This window comes from Cupriavidus sp. GW823-FHT07B10 (genome assembly GCF_058794355.1).
Genome location: NZ_JBXAGS010000017.1, coordinates 114,873 through 131,257 on the forward strand (window position 1 = coordinate 114,873; position 16,385 = coordinate 131,257).

Here is a 16,385-nt window from a genome sequence, read left to right on the forward strand (position 1 = left end):
GCCGCCAGGCGAATGCGCGGCGCGGGCCCGTTGCAGCCGCACCGGCCCGCGCCGCATCGAACCCAGGTCGGCGCGGTTGCCTTGCAGGCGCTGCGACAGCAACTGGTCCTCGATTTGGGCGACGTTCGACGTTAGCACTGCACGATGATGGTTGGGGGCGGGCCGGATGCCTACCAGCCAAAGCGATAGTCCCTGGTCGGATGCAGCCACCACTTTCCGTTCCCGGGCAGTTCCAGCACCTGGTGGTGGAACTTCAGCAGCGTGGGCCGGTGGCTGACGCTGACAAGCGTCGACTGCATGTCGGCCAGCAACTGGTACATGGCTTCCTCATTGCTGATATCCAGGGCACTGGTCGCTTCGTCCAGCATGACATAGCGCGGCTTTGACAGCAGTACGCGGGCGATGGTCAGCCGCTGCTGCTCGCCAAGGGACAGGACTTTGCCCCAGTCCACTTCCGTGTCCAGGCCGCCAAAGCGGCCAGCGATGTCCTTCAGGTTGACCGCTTCCAGCAGCTTCAGAAGCTCCTCGTCGGGGATCCGCTGGCCGATGTGGTTCGGGTATAGCAACTGGCTGCGCAGGCTGCCGACCACCATGTAAGGATGCTGCGGCAGGAACAGCATTTCCTGCGGCATTGGCCGCACGATGCATCCCGTGCCGTTGTTCCACAATCCGGCGATCGCGCGCATCAGCGAACTTTTGCCGCCGCCGCTGGCGCCGACGATAAGAAGGCCCTCTCCCGGGTTGACCGACAGCGTCAGGTCGGTGACCAGCGTTCGCTCCTGATTCGGCGTGCGCAAGGTCACATGTTCCAGCGCCAGGCGGGAGTCATGGATGGACTCGATCGTGGTGGCCGGCTTCACGGAGGCTGCTGCCGTCCCGGTCAGCGAGATGGAGAATGTGTCCAGTCGATCCAGCCCCGCCACGAAGCGGCTCAGGTCTTCAAAGTTGTCGACGATCACGGTCAGCGCGTTCAGGATGGCGGCGAACGCGCCGGCCGCCTGGATGGCGCTGCCGACTTCAAGCTCGCCGGAAAGCACGCGTGAAGCGACGATGGCGCTGGGCAGCAGGATGGTCAGGAAGCCATAGGCATACTGGAACATGTTCAGGCTCAGCTGCCACTTGATGAGCCGGTCGAAATTCTGGAAGGCCTTGCCAAAACGGCCTCTCACATGGGATGACTCCAGCGCCTCGCCGCGATAGAAAGCGATGGACTCGGCGTTCTCACGCACCCGGATCAGGCTGAAGCGGAAATCCGCCTCCCGCCTTAGCTGGAAGAAGTTCAGGCCGATCAGGACGCGGCCGAAGAAGAAGATGGAGACAAATGTACCGGCGATGGCATAAATGACAAGAAAGTAGACCAGCTCCCTTGAGATCGACCACAGGACGGCGCTGAAGGCGATGAGCTGCAGCAGCGCGCCGATACCGATTGAAAGGAAGAACAGGGATTGCCGCGTGAAGGTATTGATGTCCTCGGCGATGCGCTGGTCCGGATTGTCGATCGCGGCATCTGAATTGAGCTTGTAGTAGACCCGGCCCTTGAAATACCCGTCCAGATAGTGATGCGTCAGCCAGCGTCTCCAGAGCAGGCTCAGCTTGTTCCTCAGGTAGTAATAGACCGCGTAGATGGGGACTGCAACCATCAGGATATAGAGACACTTCCTGATCGAGGCCCAGAAACGATCCGCGTCTTGCGCTGCCAGGGCCGAGGTGAATTCACCGGTTTGCTGGACGATCAGTACCTCGGTCTGGGTCTGGCCCAACAGCAGCAGGATCAGCAGGACCAGCAAGCCGGAGGCTTTCCATTTTTCCCGCGAGAACCAGTAAAGTTTTGCAATGGCCCAGTATCGGGTCCACACATGCCGGGTGGAAGTGACGGGACGTTTCCCTGGGGACGAAGTGGTGCCGGTGACCCGCGACTCAGGAACGGCGCTCATATCCCATCTCCCAGCACTAACCGGATTGCATACTCGCCACATGGCCCGGCACGGGACACGTGGGAGAACGGCAGAAGACTATTAATGAAATATAGGCTAGCAGCATCGATGCCTGGCTGATTCGTGGTCCCTGCCCGCAGTCAAGGACCCGACCCCGGACAGGCGAGCGGAGATCTGGCTTGACGCGCGCCCGGAACCTGATTCCAATCCGGAAGTGACCTTTCCGCTATGACAGCCCCTCCGCATGGACCGCTTCGACGCGCTGCAACTCTTTACCCGGATCGTGGAACTGGGCTCCTTCACCGGCGCCGCCAGCGCGCTGGACATGCCACGCGCCACCGCCACGCACGCCATCAAGGAACTTGAGGCCCGCGTCGGCGCGCGCCTGCTGGAGCGCACCACGCGCCAGGTGCGCCCCACGCTGGACGGGCAGGCGTTCTATGAGCGCAGCAAGCGCGTGCTGCAGGACCTGGAAGACGCCGAGACCTCGCTCAGCACGCAGGTGGCCAACCCGCGCGGCACGCTGCGGCTGGACCTGCATGGCACCCACGCCACCATGATCATCCTGCCGCGCATCGGCGAGTTCCGGGAGCGCTATCCGCATATCGACCTGATCGTCAGCAGCGGCGACCGGCTGGTCGACCTGGTCGGGGAGGGCATCGATTGCGTGGTGCGTGCCGGCCAGCCGCGCGATTCCTCGCTGGTGGCCCGGCGGCTGGCGGAAATGCCGGAGGTGCTGTGCGCCAGCCCCGCATACCTGGCCGCGCATGGCAAACCGGAACACCCGTCGGAGCTGGCACAGCACATCGGCGTGGGATTCTTCTCGCGCAACCATGACCGCCGTTATCCCTTCACGCTGACCGTCGATGGCGAGGTGCAGGAGTTCAAGGCGCGCGGCTGGATCTCGGTAAGCGATGCCGAGTGCTATACCAGCGCGGCGCTGGCCGGCTGCGGCCTGATCCAGGTGCCGCGCTTCCGCGTGGAAGAGCACCTGCGCGCGGGACGGCTGGTGCCGGTGCTTGAGGCCTGGCCCTGCCCGGACTTGCCGGTGTCGGCGCTGTATCCGTTCCACCGGCAGCTGGCACCGCGGGTGCGGGTGTTTGTCGATTGGGTGGCGGGGTTGTACGTGGAGCGGTTCGGGCCGCTCCGGGGCGCGGCCTGAGGCATCAACACGGCGCAATCAGGCCGCCGCGGGGCGCGGCAGCGGCCGTGCCGGCGCGGGTGCGGCTTGCGCCGGCTCGCTGACCGGCAGTGTCATGCCGATCCGGATCGCGTCCGCCTGCACCTGCGCGAACACGCTGCCGCCGTGCATGGTGGCGATTGCCTTGACGATGGCCAGCCCCAGTCCGTGGTTCTGCCGGCTGTCGCTGCGCGCGGCGTCGGCGCGGTAGAAGCGATCGAACAGCCGCTCGGGCCGGATCGTGTGCAGGCGATCGGATTCATTGCGCACGGCGATGGTCAGCGTGTCCGCCGATTGCGCGATCGTGACCGTCACCGGCCGCCCGGGCCGGCCGTGCTGCAGGGCGTTGCTCATCAGGTTGGTCAGCGCGCGCTGCAGCAGCGAGACGTTGACGCGCACGCGTGCATCGCCGGTCACGTGCAGCGTGGCGCCGGCTTCCTCGAACAGCATGTCGAGGAAGTCCGCGCTGCGCCGGACTTCCTGGGCGACCGAGACCTCGACCAGGTCGCGCGCCAGCGCCCCCCGGTCGGACTGCGCCACGAACAGCATGTCGATCACGATGCGGCTCAGGCGCTCCAGGTCTTCCAGGTTGGACTGCAGGATCTCTTCAAGCTGTTCGGCGCTGCGCGGGCGCGACAGCGCCACCTGGGTCTGGCCGATGACATTGCCCAGCGGCGTGCGCAGTTCGTGCGCGACGTCGGCATTGAAGGCGGATAGCTGCTGGTAGGCGTGCTCGAGCTTGTCGAGCGCGCCGTTGAAGGCATGCACCAGTCCGCCCAGCTCGGCGGGCAGGTCGGCGTCGGGCAGGTGCTCCAGCTGCTTGGGGTCGAGCGCGCCGGCATGTTGCGACAGGCGCTCGATCGGCGCCAGGCCGGACTTGGCAATGCGCCAGCCAAGCAGGCTCACCGCGATCACGCCGAGCACCGACGACACCACCAGGGCGATGCCAAGCGTGCGGCTGGTCTCGAAGAATGCCGCCTGGTCCACCGCGACCGCGAGCGCCACCTCGGGGCGATCATTCAGCGCCGGGATGCGGCGCTTCAGCATCAGGAAGCGGTGGTCGCCGAACTCCACCGCCCACACGTCGGGTGCGCGCGGGCTGGTGTCGGCCTCGCGCGGGAAGGGCTCGCCGTAGTCGAAGCGGCGGTCGGTACTTTCGACAAAGTAGCGCACGCTGTGATCGGCCGGCGTCAGGGTGCGCAGCATGGCGGCAAAGTGCTCCCATTGCTTTTCGGTGCCCAGGCCCGCGGCCTTGGTGCCGGCCAGGTCGAAGCGGGCGCGGATCTCTCCGAGCTGGCGCTTTTCCAGTTCCACGCACTGCACGCGGTACAGCACCATGCCGGTGACGGTGAAGACCAGGGCTGCCGCCAGCCCGAACATGGCGGCCAGCCGCGCCGCGATCGAGCGTTGCCGGTTCATGCGCTCAATCCGTCGCGGTGCTCCAGCACGTAACCCATGCCGCGGATGGTATGCAGCAGCTTGGCTTCGCCGGGCCAGTCCAGCTTGGCGCGCAAACGCTTGACCGCAACTTCGACCACGTTGGTGTTGCAGTCGAACGAGATGTCCCAGACCAGTTCCGTGATCGCGGTCTTGGACACGATCTGCGCCTGCCGCCTGGCCAGCACCGACAACAGCGTGAATTCGCGTGCGCTCAGTTCCAGGCGCCGCGTGCCGCGCGTGGCGCGCCGCGACAGCAGGTCGATGCGCAGATCGCCCACGGTCAGCTGCGACGGCTCAGTCTGCCGGCCGCGCCGCGTCAGCACGTTGAGCCGCGCCAGCAGCTCCAGAAAAGAGAAGGGCTTGGACAGGTAGTCGTCGGCGCCGGCATCGAAGGCATTGAGGCGGTCATCCAGGTCGTCGCGCGCGGTCAGCATCAGCACCGGGGTCTGCTGCTCGCGGCGCAGGGACTTCAGCACCGAGACGCCATCCAGCGCGGGCAGCATCACGTCGAGCACGATCGCGTCGTAGGGCTCGGTACAGGCCAGGTGCAGGCCGTCCACGCCGTTGTGCGCGGTATCGACTACGTAGCCATTCTCGGACAGGCCGCGGCGCAGGTAATCGACCGTCTTGATCTCATCTTCGACCAGCAAGAGTTTCATTGGTCCAATCCTCGGAATCTAAACAATATAGAAGATGTGTGCGGCTCCAACCTGTCAATCCTGTCAGTTTCCCGGTGCCGCACCGAAGCTGTGCGGCCAGGCCTTGCGGCGCGCGCTCCGCAAGCATGACAGGAGCACGTGCCGCTTTTGTTCACACTGGTGGAAAAGACTGTTTGAAGACGCGCCGCCGCTCCAGCCTGACGCAATTGTCAGCGTTGCGTCAGGGTGGCGTCGGCTGCGCTCCCTAGACTCCATGCGTGCCCGGCCGGGCCGGTTTTCCCACTTGCACAGGAGTCCTTCCATGACCTCACCCAAGCGATCCCACCACCACGACAGCGCAGGCCACCGTTCCGCGCTGCTGCGCGCCCTGATCCCGACCTTGCTGATGATGGTTGGCGCAAGCATTTCGTTGTCGGCCAAGGCTGCACCGCGGGCCGTTGACCCGTATACCGATGGCGCGGCCAGCGCGGCGACAGCCAAGGGCCGCTTCGATGTGTACAGCGACGGCGCCCGGGTGCGTGAACCGCGCGACACGTACACGGACGGCGCGCGCAGCGAGCCACGGCCCGCTGACGCGAACGGCTGAGCCCCGCAGCCCACCACCACCCATGCAGCCATCACGGCCTGCCATTAGGTGTGGCAGCGCCCGGCACCGCCGCCAGGGGCCGGCGATAGCGGGACAGCCGGTCCAGCGCGAGGTAGACCACTGGCGTGGTGAAGAGCGTCAGCGCCTGGCTGAGCAGCAGGCCGCCTACCACGGCCACGCCCAGCGGCTGGCGCAGTTCCGCGCCGGTGCCGAAGCCCAGCATCAGCGGCACCGCGCCCAGCAATGCGGCCAGCGTGGTCATCATGATCGGGCGCAAGCGTGTGAGCGCCGCCTCGTAGATCGCCTGGCCGGCGCTGATGCCGCGGGTGCGCTGCGCCGCCAGCGCAAAATCGATCAGCAGGATGCCGTTCTTCTTGACGATGCCGATCAGCAGGATCACGCCGATCAGCGCCATGATGGAAAAGTCGAACCCGCCCAGCCACAGCAGCGCGAGCGCGCCAATGGCCGCCGACGGCAGCGTGGACAGGATCGTCAGCGGATGCGCCAGGCTTTCGTAGAGCACGCCAAGGATGATGTAGACCGCCAGCAGCGCCGCCAGGATCAGCCAGGGCTGCCCGGCCAGGGCCTCCTGGAACGCCTGGGCCGAACCCAGGAACGTGCCCTGGATGGCGGCCGGCATGCCGATGCGCTGCCGTACCTGCTCCAGCCGTGCCACCGCATCGCCCAGCGGTGCGCCCGGCGCGAGGTTGAAAGACAGGTTGACCGCAGGGAGCATGCCGTGGTGCAGGATCGAGACCGGCCCGGCGCCCGGCGGCGCGATGCTCGCCACCGCGGCGAGCGGCACCATCTCGCCCGACAGCGGGGATCGCAGGCGGAACGACTGCAGCGTCTCGATATGCCCGCGCCCGTCGTCGTCGACTTCAAGCACCACCTGATACTGGTTGGTGTCGGTCTGGAACTCGTTGATCTGGCGCTGCCCGAAGGCGTTGTAGAGGGCCTCGTCGATATCGGCTGAGGTGAGACCCAGCCGCGCTGCCGCCGCGCGGTCGATGCGCATGCGGATGACATTGGCGCCGAGCTGCAGGTCGCTGGACAGGTCGCGGTAGAGCGGCTCGCCTTGCAGCGCGCTGGTGAGCCGCTGCGACCACGCATAGAGCTCGGCGGTTTCGTTGCCCTTGAGAACGTACTGGTACTGGGCCCGCGGCTGCCCGGCGCCGATGTTGATGTCCTGTGCTGCGCGCAGGTAGAGCCGGATGCCCGGCACCGCGGCCAGCCTGGGCCGCAGGCGGTCGATCAGGCCGCTGGCCGAGACGTCGCGGTCGGAACGGTCGTTGAGCACGATCCAGAAGCGGCCATTGGCCAGGGTCTGGCTGCCGCCGGTCATGCCGACCGAATGGGTGACCGTCAGCACGGCCGGGTCGGCAGCGATGATGTCGGCGAGGGCGCGATGCTTGGCGACCATGTCCGCATGGGGGATATCCGCCGCCGCCTGCGAGGTGCCCAGCACGAATGCGGTGTCCTGCAGCGGGAAGAAGCCCTTGGGGATCAGCACGAAGCCTGCCACGCTGGCGCATACCGTCAGGCCGAACACCGCAGCACCGCGGGCCGGGCCACCAGCGCATCGCGCAGCAGCCCGGTGTGCAGCCGCACCGCGACAAACTGGCCCGGCCACAGCTCGCCGGCGCGGTTGTCGAACTCGGCCTTGACCCGGACCGCGCCATTGCCGGTGCCCACGCGGCTGTCGATCACCAGCAGGCGCCCCTGTGCCAGCGGCGCGCCGCCGTCGCGTGCATGCGCGTGCACGGCCGCGTTCGCGCCGCCGGCGCTCAGGTGTTGCAGCACCGGCAGCGCCGACTGCGGCATGGTGAATTCCACGGTGATGGGCGACAGCTGCGTGACGGTGAAGGTCCCGTCGGCGTCGCCGACCCGCACCAGGTTGCCTTCATCGACGTTGCGCAAGCCGATGCGCCCGGCGATGGGCGAGCGGATGCGGGTGTATGACAGGCGCACTTCCTCGGCGACGATAGCGGCGCGGTTGCCCTGCACGGTGGCGCGCAGCTGCTCGACGGTGGCGAGCTGCTGGTCCAGCGTCTGGCGCGGGATGGCATCGGCGGCGATCAGCGTGCGGTAGCGCCCAAGGTCGAGCTCGGCCGCGCGCAGCTGCGCCAGGTTCATCGCCAGCGTGGCGCGGGCCTGACCCAGTGCGGCCTGGATCGGCCGGTCATCGAGCGAGGCGAGCAGCTCGCCGCGGGCCACCTGCTGGCCTTCGCGCACATGCAGGCGCATCAGCTGGCCGTCGATCTGCGTGCGCACCACCACGTCGCGCAAGGGCCGGACGGTGCCGACGCTTTCCGCCTGGCGGGCGACGTCGCGTGCCTCCACGCGCGCCACGCGCACAGGAACAGGCGGTGGCGGCGGTGGGGGCGCATCGGACTGGCTGCGCCGGACCAGGCCGAGCGTGCCGAGCGCGAGCACGCAGAGCGCCGCGGCTGCAAACCACAACCGTCGCGCATAAGGCCCGAGCGCCGCGAGCAGATAGGAGGTGAGGGAGAACGCAGGCATGGCAGTCGGACCCGCCGGATCCACAAGTCATTGGCATGCTGGTTTATAGCCAACGGAGGCGGTTGGAACGGTGACGCCAGCCTGTCAGGGCTGTCAGGAAGGCCGCGGCGCGCGCGCATGCGGTAGTCGCAGCGTGCTTGCTGACGGCTTTGCCAGTTGCCTGTCAGCACGCCGTTGGCTGCGGGCAGCTAAGCTACGCGGTTTATCGATTGGCAGGGCCGGGCCATCATGCCCGGAATCCGGCGCACGGCAGCGACGCTGCCAGTGAGGGCAGACGATGTGGAGGACAGGTTGAGATCCAACCGCAACAAGCTGAACGCAGCCAGGGCCGGGCTGGGTGCCATGGCACTGACCGTGGCAGCGTGCGCCGGCATCGGCAGCGGCGGCCCGCTGCCCGCGCGCGCGAGCTTCAGCGATTACCGTAGCGAAACCCTCAGCCAGCTGCAGGCGCGGCGCCACTTCCAGCTTGCCGACAAGGCAGCCGAACTCGCATGGAACGGCCCCGGCGAATGGCTGCCGGCGCTGTCCCGTGCCGGAACGAAGCCGGAGAAGGGCATCCTGCTGATCCACGGCCTTGGCGATTCGCCGTGGTCGTTCCATGACCTCGCCCGGCAGCTCGCCGCGCAGGGCTTCCTGGTCAGGACCGTGCTGCTGCCCGGTCATGGCACCCGGCCGGAGGACCTGCTGGACGTGACGCTGGAAGACTGGCAGCGCGTGGTGCGGGAGCAGGCCGAGGTGCTGCGCCGCGATGTCGGGCAGGTCTACCTGGGAGGCTTCTCCACTGGCGCCAACCTGGCACTTGAATACGCCTACGCTCACCCGGACGTGGCGGGGCTGGTGCTGTTTTCACCGGCATTCCAGTCCAACAGCCGCTACGACTGGCTGACCCCGCTGATTGGCTGGATCCGCCCATGGCTGCTGGAGCCGGACGGGCGCCGGCCGATACAGAACGCCGTGCGCTACATGACGGTGCCAACCAACGGTTTCGCCCAGTTCTACCGCAGCAGTCGCGCGGCGCGCCTGCGGCTGGAGCAGGGGGCCTACGACAAGCCGGTCTTCATGGCGGTGGCGCAGCACGATTCGGTGCTCGATACCCGCTATTTGCTGACCGTGTTCCAGGACAGGTTTACGCATCCCGCAAGCCGCCTGATCTGGTATGGCCAGAGGCCGGAGACCACGGCGGACAGCGGCCGCGTGCTGGTGCGTGGCGATACGCTGCCGCAATTGCGGATCAGCCAGTTCTCCCATATGGGTTTGCTGTTCTCGCCGGCGAATCCGCTGTACGGGGAACAGGGCCGCCTGCGCATCTGCTGGAACGGGCAGGATGAGTTGGCGACGAGGGCTTGCGAGCGTGGCGAGACCGTGTGGTATTCGGACTGGGGCTATCGCGAAGCCGGCAAGGCGCATGCGCGGCTGACGTTCAATCCCTATTTCTCCTGGCAAGGCGAGGTGATCGCGGGGGTTTTCGCCGGCGCGGACTTGCGTGCCGGCGACCGTGCGCCAGAAACGCAGCGCATGACGCGGGACGACAACGGCAGCAGCTCGCAGGCGATGTAGGCGAATGCAAGGCAGGCAAGCCACCGGCAGTCCGCGCCCGGCTCCGCCGCATGGAGGAAAACCCGGGCCTGTCCCACGGCGCATCAGCCTCTAACATGAAGTACCCGCCGCCATCGCGGCAAACAACGATAACGTGGAGACTTCATACATGGATCGTCGAAAGTTCCTGAGCGCCGCGGCCATCGCGGCGACCGCCGGCGTCGCGCCGCACGCCATCGCGCAGCAGTGGCCGGCGCGCGCCATCCGGCTGGTCGTGGCCTATCCGCCTGGTGGCGGCACCGACGTGGTGGCACGCTTGTTTGCCGACTACCTGACGCGCGTGACCGGGCAGTCGGTGGTGGTGGAGAACAAGCCCGGCGGGGCCACCATTCCTGCCACGCAGGACGTGATCCGCGCCAGGAATGACGGGCAGACGCTGCTGGTGACGCTGGGTTCCTCGGCCACCTCGGGCGCGCATATCAACCGCGTTCCTTACGACCCGTTGACCGACCTCACCGCGCTGGCGGAACTTGGCCGCGCCCCGGTGCTGCTGGCGGCCAACAAGGATGCGCCGTACTCCACGCTGAAGGAACTGATCGCCTATTCCAAGGCGAATCCGACCAAGCCGATCCACTCGGCCTCGTACGGTCCGGGCACCTCGTCGCACTTCGGTCCGCTGCTGTTCAACCGGCTGGCAGGCACCAACCTTGAACCGGTGCTGTACAAGGGCTCGGCGCCGGCCACGCAGGACCTCGTGGGCGGCGTGGTGCCGCTGATGATCGACGGCCTGACCACCGGCGTGCCGCTATACCAGGCCGGCAAGACCAAGGCGCTGGCCACCACCATCCCGGAACGCTCTGATCTGGCGCCCGGGGCGCCTACCTTCCGTGAGCAGGGCTTTCCTGAGATGGAGCAGCTCAGCGGCTATTTCGCGCTGTTCGGCCCCAAGGCCATGCCCAAGGCCACGGTCGATGCGGTCTCTGCTGCGGTGCGCAAGGTGCTGGCCGACCCGGCCTACCAGAAGCGGCTGGCCGGCGTTGGCGTGCTGCCGCCGCAGGCGGTCACGCCTGAGGCCTTCGCCGCGCAGATCCGGACCGATCATGCGCGCTGGGGGCAGTTCATCAAGGATATCGGCTTCAAGATCGATGGGTGAGGGCGCCGCGGCAGCGTCGGCGTGTGCGCGGGTGCATCGGCGTGGGTGGCGAGAGGCGGATTCTTGTCCATACTGAACTTGACTGGCGGGCTGTCGCTGCCCGCCGGGATCAATCGCCCAAGGAGAAGAATCGTGTTCAAGCACATCTTGCTGGCCACCGATGGCTCGGAACTGTCAAAAATGGCAATGGATGCGGCCATTGGTTTTGTCAAAGCCGGCGGCGCCAGGCTGACGGCCTATACGTGCATGGAAGAGTATCCCTACGTGGCGTCAGGCGATGCCGGCCATCCCAGGCGCAAGGCCTTCGAAGAGCAAGAGGCCGCACATGCAAGCGCCAGGCTGGAAGCGGTTGTTGCTGCGGCCAGGGCCGCGGGAGTCACATGCGAAACGGATATGACGACTTCGGTACCCTACAAGGGCATCATCGATGCGGCCGCGAGGCACGGGTGTGACGTGATCTTCATGGCGTCGCACGGCCGCAGGGGCCTGGAGGGGCTGCTGGTCGGCAGTGAAACCCAGAAGGTTCTTACCCACTGCCGGGTTCCTGTCCTCGTCTACCGCTAGACACTGCGCGGCGTGCCGCCGCGGGTGCTGGCGTACTGTCGAATCCACCTCACGGGGGGAACCTGCCATGACGGAAATCGAACAGGAGAAAGTCGTCGGTGTGCTGGATCGAATACTCGAAGCCGAGCTCGCCGGGGTTGTGCGCTACACGCACTATTCGTTCCTGATATTCGGCTTCGGCCGCATTCCCATCGTGTCGTGGCTGCGTGAGCAGGCGAATGAGTCGCTGCTGCACGCGCACCAGGCCGGCGAATGGATCACGACCCTCGGCGCCTATCCCTCGCTTGGCATCGGCGAGCTGCTGGACACCCACACGACCGATATCGGCGCGATCCTGCGTGAATCGCTCGCGACCGAGATGGAGGCCCTGGACCTGTACCGTGAGCTGCTAAGCCTGGTCGAGGGGCGCTCAGTCGCGCTCGAGGAGTATGCGCGGCAGTTGATCCAGCTGGAGGAACTGCATGCGGGAGAGGTCGAGAAAATGCTGCGCAAGCCCGGCCTTGCGGCGACGGTGCAGCCGCGGCAGGGCTGATCTGGGTCGGCCCGCTGCCTTCTCGTGCGTGCAAAAGCGCGCGTGCCACAAGGTTTCGCCCCCATTGCTTTCGTCCCCGACGCCGGGAGCAGGGCACAGGCCGCGTCACCGCACCGGCCATCCACCCCCATCGCGCGCCGCGCCAACCGAGCTGGTTGCCAGCGCCAATGTCGCCGCGGCGGCGAGCGCTCCGTGATAGGCGTCAGCTGACGCGTTCCGTGCCGGCAGCAACTGGTTCTGTGCCAGGTTGGCTTCGGTGAGGTTCGCCTGTGCGCGGCTATGGCAAATGCTTGCCGGGAAGCGTGGGTGCAGGTCCGCGCGTGCTGACCGGACGTGCGCTACGCGGATCGGCGGCTTGCCGGCCTGGCTTTGCCGTATTGTCCGTGCGCCCAGTGGGCGTGCCGCGACTGCTGTCGGTGCGGTGCGTCGGACCGGAGAACGCGCCGATCCTGACTTCCTCGCCCATCCCCCCGACGACATGCTGCGCAAAGGCGGCCCCCGAGGCGGTCAGCATGGCGATTGCCATCAGCGGGTACGCGTGGATCTTCTTCATTTTTGCCTGTTTTTCGTGTGGTGGGCCCGGGCGGGCAAGGTTCAGGCAGCGGAGGGTAAATCAAGCGGATGTCCGTGTATGTAAGCTATTGTTAGCGCGATTTGCTCCGCCAACCAAAGAATGTGAAAAGTGCTTGTTAGCGCATGCGCGATCAAAGCGCCGCGGTGAAAGGCGGGATACCGGCCGCGACCATCAGCGCCATGGATAGCGGGAAGAGGGCGCTGATGTGTGCCGTGGCGCTGGCGAAGGAGTAGTGAGCGTAGCAATAGATCGCCGCCACCAGCATATAGACGGCCAGCCGGTGGAAGCCCTCGAGGTGTGCCCCGAACTCCTTGCCGAACCAGGCAACCATGCCGTACTCATTGAGTTTGGAGGCCAGCATGATCAGCAGGCCGATCCAGATCATGGTGTCCCAGGCGGATTTCCCGTTCAGGGCATCCTCCCAGGTCAGCACGCCGGTGATGAACAGCAGCGAGACGCCGAGAGCCGCCGCCAGCGTTGCGCCGATGGCCAGGTCCTCACCGAAAATCCAGAGCACCAGCAGCCAAGGAAAATTGCCGCCATGATGATTTCCTTGGCGCCGATGATGGCGACGGCCGCCATGGGCAGGGGCGGTCATGATGCCGGCGATGGTGGTGACAAATACCGCGAACATGCGCCACGCCTTCACCGCGAGGCCGGCCGGCGCCGGCAGGAACCAGAGCACGATGCCGATTCCCACCGGGACTAGAAATCTCCAGAGATCTTTGAGATGCCCTGCGGGGGCCGCTGGCTTCGCGGCGGGGGAGCTTCCAGCGCCTGGCCTTCGGCCCGGATTCGCGCAACATCGATGATGACCACCTCCGCGCTCGGGATGGCCACGGCCGCAAACAGGGCCGCCGAGCCGCCAACCAGTCCTGCGCCGACCACGACGATCTTGGATTGATGCATTGGCATGCCTCCGACGTGCGTGGATAGTCGAATACCTGAATCAGGGGCCAGTCCGTGAACGCCGACGACAAATGTGGCGTGAGGGACGCGGGGCAGGCGAATAACCGTTCGTATGCTATGGTTTATAGACCTTTCCGGTAGAAGCGCCGGCGTCGTGCCGGCGCCGCCGAACGACGGCATGCCAGCAGACGGGGCTCGAGGAGTAAGTCATGCATCCCAGCAAGCTAATCGTGGCGGCGATACTTGCCGCGGCAACTCTTCCGGTGCTGGCACAGCCCGAGACGCGCGTGGACACGGTGTCGGGCGTGGGGGCTACCAGGACCACCGGCACGGTCAAGGCCACTGCCACGGTGGTGGCCATCGATGCCGCCACGCGCACCATTTCGCTCAAGAACAAGCAGGGCAAGGTCACGGACGTACAGGTCGGCGAGGACGTGCGCAACTTCGAGCAGCTCCGCGTGGGCGACATGGTCACCGTCGAGTACACGCAGGCCTTGTCAGTGGCTCTCGCCAAGCAGAGCGGCATGCGCTCCAGCACCGAACGCGAGACCGCCGAGCGGGCCGCTCCTGGCGCCAAGCCCGGCGGCATGGTCGGGCGCGAGGTGACGGTCACTGCCGATGTGGTGGCCGTCAACGCCAAGACCGGCATGGTGACGCTCAAGGGGCCAAAGGGCAAGACGGTGGACGTGCATGTCGAGGATCCGGAGCAACTGAAGGCGGTTAGACGCGGTGACCAGGTGCAGGCCGTCTACACCGAAGCCCTTGCCATTTCTGTCACGCCCAGGCGTGCCCGCTGAGTAAGGCGGCGCCGGGTGGGAGCATGCCGATGGGTTTTCTGCGGTGGTTGCGCTGGCGCAATGCGCAAGTCCATGCGCACGGCAAGCAGGAGATTGCCGAGCTGACCGAGCGCGTGACCCGGATCTATCCGCGCTTGCGGCTGGTGTCACGCTACCAGCAGCGGCTTCGGCCTGCGCTCGAGCAAGCGCAGGACTACGTGCGCGAACTCGTCCAGGGTCTTCCCGCGCCGCGGGAAGCCAGCATGCAGGCATGGGGTGACGATCCCTATGTTCACGCCTTCTTCGGCGCGCCGCGTGACGTGCCGCTGGCCTTCAGCCGCTCTCCTGAACTGCGCGCGTTCTTCGAACAGTCGCCCGATGCGCCGCAGGCGTTTGCGGTGCTGGGGATGGCGATGACCGAGCGGCGCACGCTCGGGGTTGCGCTGGAAGGGGATGTCATGCGCACGGAAGTGCCGCAAACCACCGTCAGTTTCGGCGATCACAAGGTCAGGATCATCGCTCGCAGCGAGGCCGCGCTGCGCGAGGAAATTGTCCGGCGCATGTTCGATCAGTTCAGCATGGAGGGTCTCGCCCGTTTCGCTGCCGGCAAGTCACGCCGCGACGTGCTCACGCGCGAGCAGGCGCTGCTGGTGGCGCGCCTGCGCCTGCTCCAGCAGCAAGGCACCGGCATGCGTTCGGTGCTCGGCGGCGATGCCGACGCAAGTCCCGGCGAGCAGGCCGCCCTGGGCGGGCAGATTGCCGCGAACGAGCAGGAACTTGCGCAGCTCGGCCCCGAAACCGGGGCGCTTGACCGTCAACTGGAATGCCTGGCCGAGGTCCTGGCGGACGCACGCTCCTGCTTTTCCATCGAGCAAAGACACTTGCGGCTTAGTGCCATGAACGTGCTGCTCGCGGCGGACAGCGCGGGGCCGGCATACGACATCGACCTGCTCACTGCCCACGTCCCGGGCGATCCTCCACTGGTGCGATCCATCGCACTGGTGCGGTTCGCGCGTGGCGACATGCTGTCGCCGACCGCCCTGATCGAGGAGGCGGAGCGGCTGCTGTGACAGCGGGGATGGTGGCGCGCCAGGCAGTGGAGAGCGGCGCGGTGGAATGCGCGCTGGCGCTGGGCTTCGAGTTCATGCAGCCGGGCCCGCTGAAGAGCGCGTGGACTGACCGCGAGGCGGCCATGGTCGAGTTCACCAACATCGCCGCCCCGATGGTGCAGGATGCGGTCGAGGCCGGCGTGCCGCGCGCGCTGACGCTGTTCGGCGGCGCCGGCCGCGAGCACATGCAGCGCTACGGCACCAGGCTGGAGACCTTCGCCAGGATCCGCGCCAAGGCCAGCCGCCACGCTGCCAACAACCCGCTGGCCGTGTTCCGCACCGTCGTCACGGAAGCAGACGTGATGGCCGAGAAGGTGATGTGGCCCGGCGTGATGACCCGCTCGATGGCCTGCCCGCCGACCTGCGGCGCCGCCGCTGCCATTGTCTGCACCGAAGCCTTCGCGAACAAGCACAACCTGCGCACCGACGTGCGCATCCTGGCCCAGTCGCTGACCACCGACGTGGCCCCGAGCTTTGAGCCGCCTTCGATGATCGGCCTGGTGGGCTTCCATATGGCCGAGGCGGGCGCGCAGGCCGTGTACGAGCAGGCCGGCGTCGGCCCGTCGGATATCCAGGTCTGCGAACTGCACGATTGCTTCGCGCAGAACGAGCTGCTGAGCTATGAGTCGCTGGGCTTCGCCAGGGCCGGCGAGGCCGAGAAGATGGTGCGGGACGGTGACAACACCTACGGCGGCAAGGTCGTGGTCAACCCGTCGGGTGGGCTGCTGTCCAAGGGCCACCCGCTGGGCGCCACCGGCCTCGCGCAGTGCTACGAGCTGACTCGCCAGATCCGCGGCAGCGCCGGTCCGACGCAGGTGGAAGGCGCGCAGCTGGCGCTGCAGCACAACCTCGGCCTGGGCGGCGCCTGCGTGGTGACGCTGTACGGCCGCGGCTGAACCAGATCCCGACA

17 protein-coding genes and 1 pseudogene are annotated in these 16,385 nt (G+C 66.8%); 9 read left to right on the forward strand and 9 right to left on the reverse strand.

All coding sequences use genetic code 11. The features are described from left to right. Positions 1-18 precede the first annotated feature (18 nt). Both AC1Q6V_RS27410 and AC1Q6V_RS27415 read right to left on the reverse strand, forming a co-directional pair. A pseudogene (locus AC1Q6V_RS27410) lies at positions 19-126 on the reverse strand (magnesium transporter CorA); the annotation flags it as partial. Positions 127-170: 44 nt separating this feature from the next. Next, the gene (locus AC1Q6V_RS27415; protein ID WP_439667993.1) at positions 171-1,934 is read right to left on the reverse strand and encodes an ABC transporter ATP-binding protein/permease; all 1,764 of its coding nucleotides are present in this window, start codon (positions 1,932-1,934) and stop codon (positions 171-173) included. A 244-nt stretch (positions 1,935-2,178) separates the two neighbouring features. Between AC1Q6V_RS27415 and AC1Q6V_RS27420 the strand changes: the two genes are divergently transcribed. Continuing rightward, entirely contained in the window at positions 2,179-3,096 is a 918-nt protein-coding gene (locus AC1Q6V_RS27420; RefSeq protein ID WP_439667992.1) for a LysR family transcriptional regulator, read from the forward strand. An 18-nt stretch (positions 3,097-3,114) separates the two neighbouring features. Here AC1Q6V_RS27420 and AC1Q6V_RS27425 read toward each other — a convergent pair whose 3' ends face one another. Continuing rightward, positions 3,115-4,533 carry a heavy metal sensor histidine kinase gene (locus AC1Q6V_RS27425; protein ID WP_454750498.1) on the reverse strand — a complete coding sequence of 473 codons (1,419 nt, stop codon included), beginning with the start codon at positions 4,531-4,533 and terminating at the stop codon, positions 3,115-3,117. Further along, positions 4,530-5,213: a heavy metal response regulator transcription factor gene (locus AC1Q6V_RS27430; protein WP_010810575.1), complete on the reverse strand. Its 684-nt coding sequence runs from the start codon at positions 5,211-5,213 to the stop codon at positions 4,530-4,532. Before AC1Q6V_RS27430 ends, AC1Q6V_RS27425 begins: the two co-directional genes overlap by 4 nt. Before the next feature lie 301 nt (positions 5,214-5,514). Between AC1Q6V_RS27430 and AC1Q6V_RS27435 the strand changes: the two genes are divergently transcribed. Further along, positions 5,515-5,799, forward strand: coding sequence for a hypothetical protein (locus AC1Q6V_RS27435; RefSeq protein ID WP_439667989.1), 285 nt, complete (start codon positions 5,515-5,517; stop codon positions 5,797-5,799). Positions 5,800-5,830: 31 nt separating this feature from the next. Here the strand turns inward: AC1Q6V_RS27435 and AC1Q6V_RS27440 are convergent, their stop codons facing one another. After that, the gene (locus AC1Q6V_RS27440; protein WP_439667988.1) at positions 5,831-7,351 is read right to left on the reverse strand and encodes an efflux RND transporter permease subunit; all 1,521 of its coding nucleotides are present in this window, start codon (positions 7,349-7,351) and stop codon (positions 5,831-5,833) included. After that, complete coding sequence (locus tag AC1Q6V_RS27445; protein WP_454750497.1) at positions 7,339-8,322, reverse strand: efflux RND transporter periplasmic adaptor subunit; 984 nt, start codon at positions 8,320-8,322, stop codon at positions 7,339-7,341. Before AC1Q6V_RS27445 ends, AC1Q6V_RS27440 begins: the two co-directional genes overlap by 13 nt. Before the next feature lie 291 nt (positions 8,323-8,613). Between AC1Q6V_RS27445 and AC1Q6V_RS27450 the strand changes: the two genes are divergently transcribed. The 4 genes from AC1Q6V_RS27450 to AC1Q6V_RS27465 all read left to right on the forward strand — a co-directional run bounded on the left by AC1Q6V_RS27450 (position 8,614) and on the right by AC1Q6V_RS27465 (position 12,107). After that, the gene (locus AC1Q6V_RS27450; RefSeq protein WP_454750496.1) at positions 8,614-9,879 is read left to right on the forward strand and encodes an alpha/beta hydrolase; all 1,266 of its coding nucleotides are present in this window, start codon (positions 8,614-8,616) and stop codon (positions 9,877-9,879) included. Between the two features lie 148 nt (positions 9,880-10,027). Further along, the gene (locus AC1Q6V_RS27455) at positions 10,028-11,011 is read left to right on the forward strand and encodes a Bug family tripartite tricarboxylate transporter substrate binding protein (RefSeq protein WP_010810580.1); all 984 of its coding nucleotides are present in this window, start codon (positions 10,028-10,030) and stop codon (positions 11,009-11,011) included. Between the two features lie 132 nt (positions 11,012-11,143). Continuing rightward, positions 11,144-11,575, forward strand: coding sequence for a universal stress protein (locus AC1Q6V_RS27460; RefSeq protein WP_010810581.1), 432 nt, complete (start codon positions 11,144-11,146; stop codon positions 11,573-11,575). Between the two features lie 67 nt (positions 11,576-11,642). Beyond that, complete coding sequence (locus tag AC1Q6V_RS27465; RefSeq protein WP_439667985.1) at positions 11,643-12,107, forward strand: ferritin-like domain-containing protein; 465 nt, start codon at positions 11,643-11,645, stop codon at positions 12,105-12,107. Between the two features lie 277 nt (positions 12,108-12,384). On the opposite strand, the gene AC1Q6V_RS27470 is transcribed toward AC1Q6V_RS27465, so the two are convergent. From AC1Q6V_RS27470 to AC1Q6V_RS27480, 3 genes are all read right to left on the reverse strand, one after another. Then, positions 12,385-12,660, reverse strand: coding sequence for a hypothetical protein (locus AC1Q6V_RS27470; protein WP_454750495.1), 276 nt, complete (start codon positions 12,658-12,660; stop codon positions 12,385-12,387). Positions 12,661-12,811: 151 nt separating this feature from the next. Continuing rightward, positions 12,812-13,381 carry an anion permease gene (locus tag AC1Q6V_RS27475; protein ID WP_454750494.1) on the reverse strand — a complete coding sequence of 190 codons (570 nt, stop codon included), beginning with the start codon at positions 13,379-13,381 and terminating at the stop codon, positions 12,812-12,814. A gap of 5 nt (positions 13,382-13,386) precedes the next feature. Further along, entirely contained in the window at positions 13,387-13,590 is a 204-nt protein-coding gene (locus AC1Q6V_RS27480) for a hypothetical protein (protein ID WP_454750493.1), read from the reverse strand. A gap of 209 nt (positions 13,591-13,799) precedes the next feature. On the opposite strand from AC1Q6V_RS27480, the gene AC1Q6V_RS27485 reads away from it, so the two are divergent. From AC1Q6V_RS27485 to AC1Q6V_RS27495, 3 genes are read left to right on the forward strand one after another with little or no spacing between them, the layout of a single operon-like run. Then, the gene (locus AC1Q6V_RS27485) at positions 13,800-14,387 is read left to right on the forward strand and encodes a hypothetical protein (protein ID WP_011615525.1); all 588 of its coding nucleotides are present in this window, start codon (positions 13,800-13,802) and stop codon (positions 14,385-14,387) included. 29 nt (positions 14,388-14,416) lie between these two features. Continuing rightward, complete coding sequence (locus tag AC1Q6V_RS27490) at positions 14,417-15,436, forward strand: hypothetical protein (protein WP_454750492.1); 1,020 nt, start codon at positions 14,417-14,419, stop codon at positions 15,434-15,436. Between the two features lie 8 nt (positions 15,437-15,444). Then, complete coding sequence (locus AC1Q6V_RS27495) at positions 15,445-16,371, forward strand: thiolase C-terminal domain-containing protein (RefSeq protein ID WP_454750500.1); 927 nt, start codon at positions 15,445-15,447, stop codon at positions 16,369-16,371. Positions 16,372-16,385 lie beyond the last annotated feature (14 nt).

Excerpts from the sequence above, each read along its gene's own strand:
- AC1Q6V_RS27415 (WP_439667993.1), bottom strand. The coding sequence starts at position 1,934 with ATGAGCGCCGTTCCTGAGTCGCGGGTCACCGGCACCACTTCGTCCCCA.
- AC1Q6V_RS27420 (WP_439667992.1), top strand. The coding sequence starts at position 2,179 with ATGGACCGCTTCGACGCGCTGCAACTCTTTACCCGGATCGTGGAACTG.
- AC1Q6V_RS27425 (WP_454750498.1), bottom strand. The coding sequence starts at position 4,533 with ATGAACCGGCAACGCTCGATCGCGGCGCGGCTGGCCGCCATGTTCGGG.
- AC1Q6V_RS27430 (WP_010810575.1), bottom strand. The coding sequence starts at position 5,213 with ATGAAACTCTTGCTGGTCGAAGATGAGATCAAGACGGTCGATTACCTG.
- AC1Q6V_RS27435 (WP_439667989.1), top strand. The coding sequence starts at position 5,515 with ATGACCTCACCCAAGCGATCCCACCACCACGACAGCGCAGGCCACCGT.
- AC1Q6V_RS27445 (WP_454750497.1), bottom strand. The coding sequence starts at position 8,322 with ATGCCTGCGTTCTCCCTCACCTCCTATCTGCTCGCGGCGCTCGGGCCT.
- AC1Q6V_RS27455 (WP_010810580.1), top strand. The coding sequence starts at position 10,028 with ATGGATCGTCGAAAGTTCCTGAGCGCCGCGGCCATCGCGGCGACCGCC.
- AC1Q6V_RS27465 (WP_439667985.1), top strand. The coding sequence starts at position 11,643 with ATGACGGAAATCGAACAGGAGAAAGTCGTCGGTGTGCTGGATCGAATA.
- AC1Q6V_RS27470 (WP_454750495.1), bottom strand. The coding sequence starts at position 12,660 with ATGAAGAAGATCCACGCGTACCCGCTGATGGCAATCGCCATGCTGACC.
- AC1Q6V_RS27480 (WP_454750493.1), bottom strand. The coding sequence starts at position 13,590 with ATGCATCAATCCAAGATCGTCGTGGTCGGCGCAGGACTGGTTGGCGGC.
- AC1Q6V_RS27485 (WP_011615525.1), top strand. The coding sequence starts at position 13,800 with ATGCATCCCAGCAAGCTAATCGTGGCGGCGATACTTGCCGCGGCAACT.
- AC1Q6V_RS27490 (WP_454750492.1), top strand. The coding sequence starts at position 14,417 with ATGGGTTTTCTGCGGTGGTTGCGCTGGCGCAATGCGCAAGTCCATGCG.
- AC1Q6V_RS27495 (WP_454750500.1), top strand. The coding sequence starts at position 15,445 with ATGGTGGCGCGCCAGGCAGTGGAGAGCGGCGCGGTGGAATGCGCGCTG.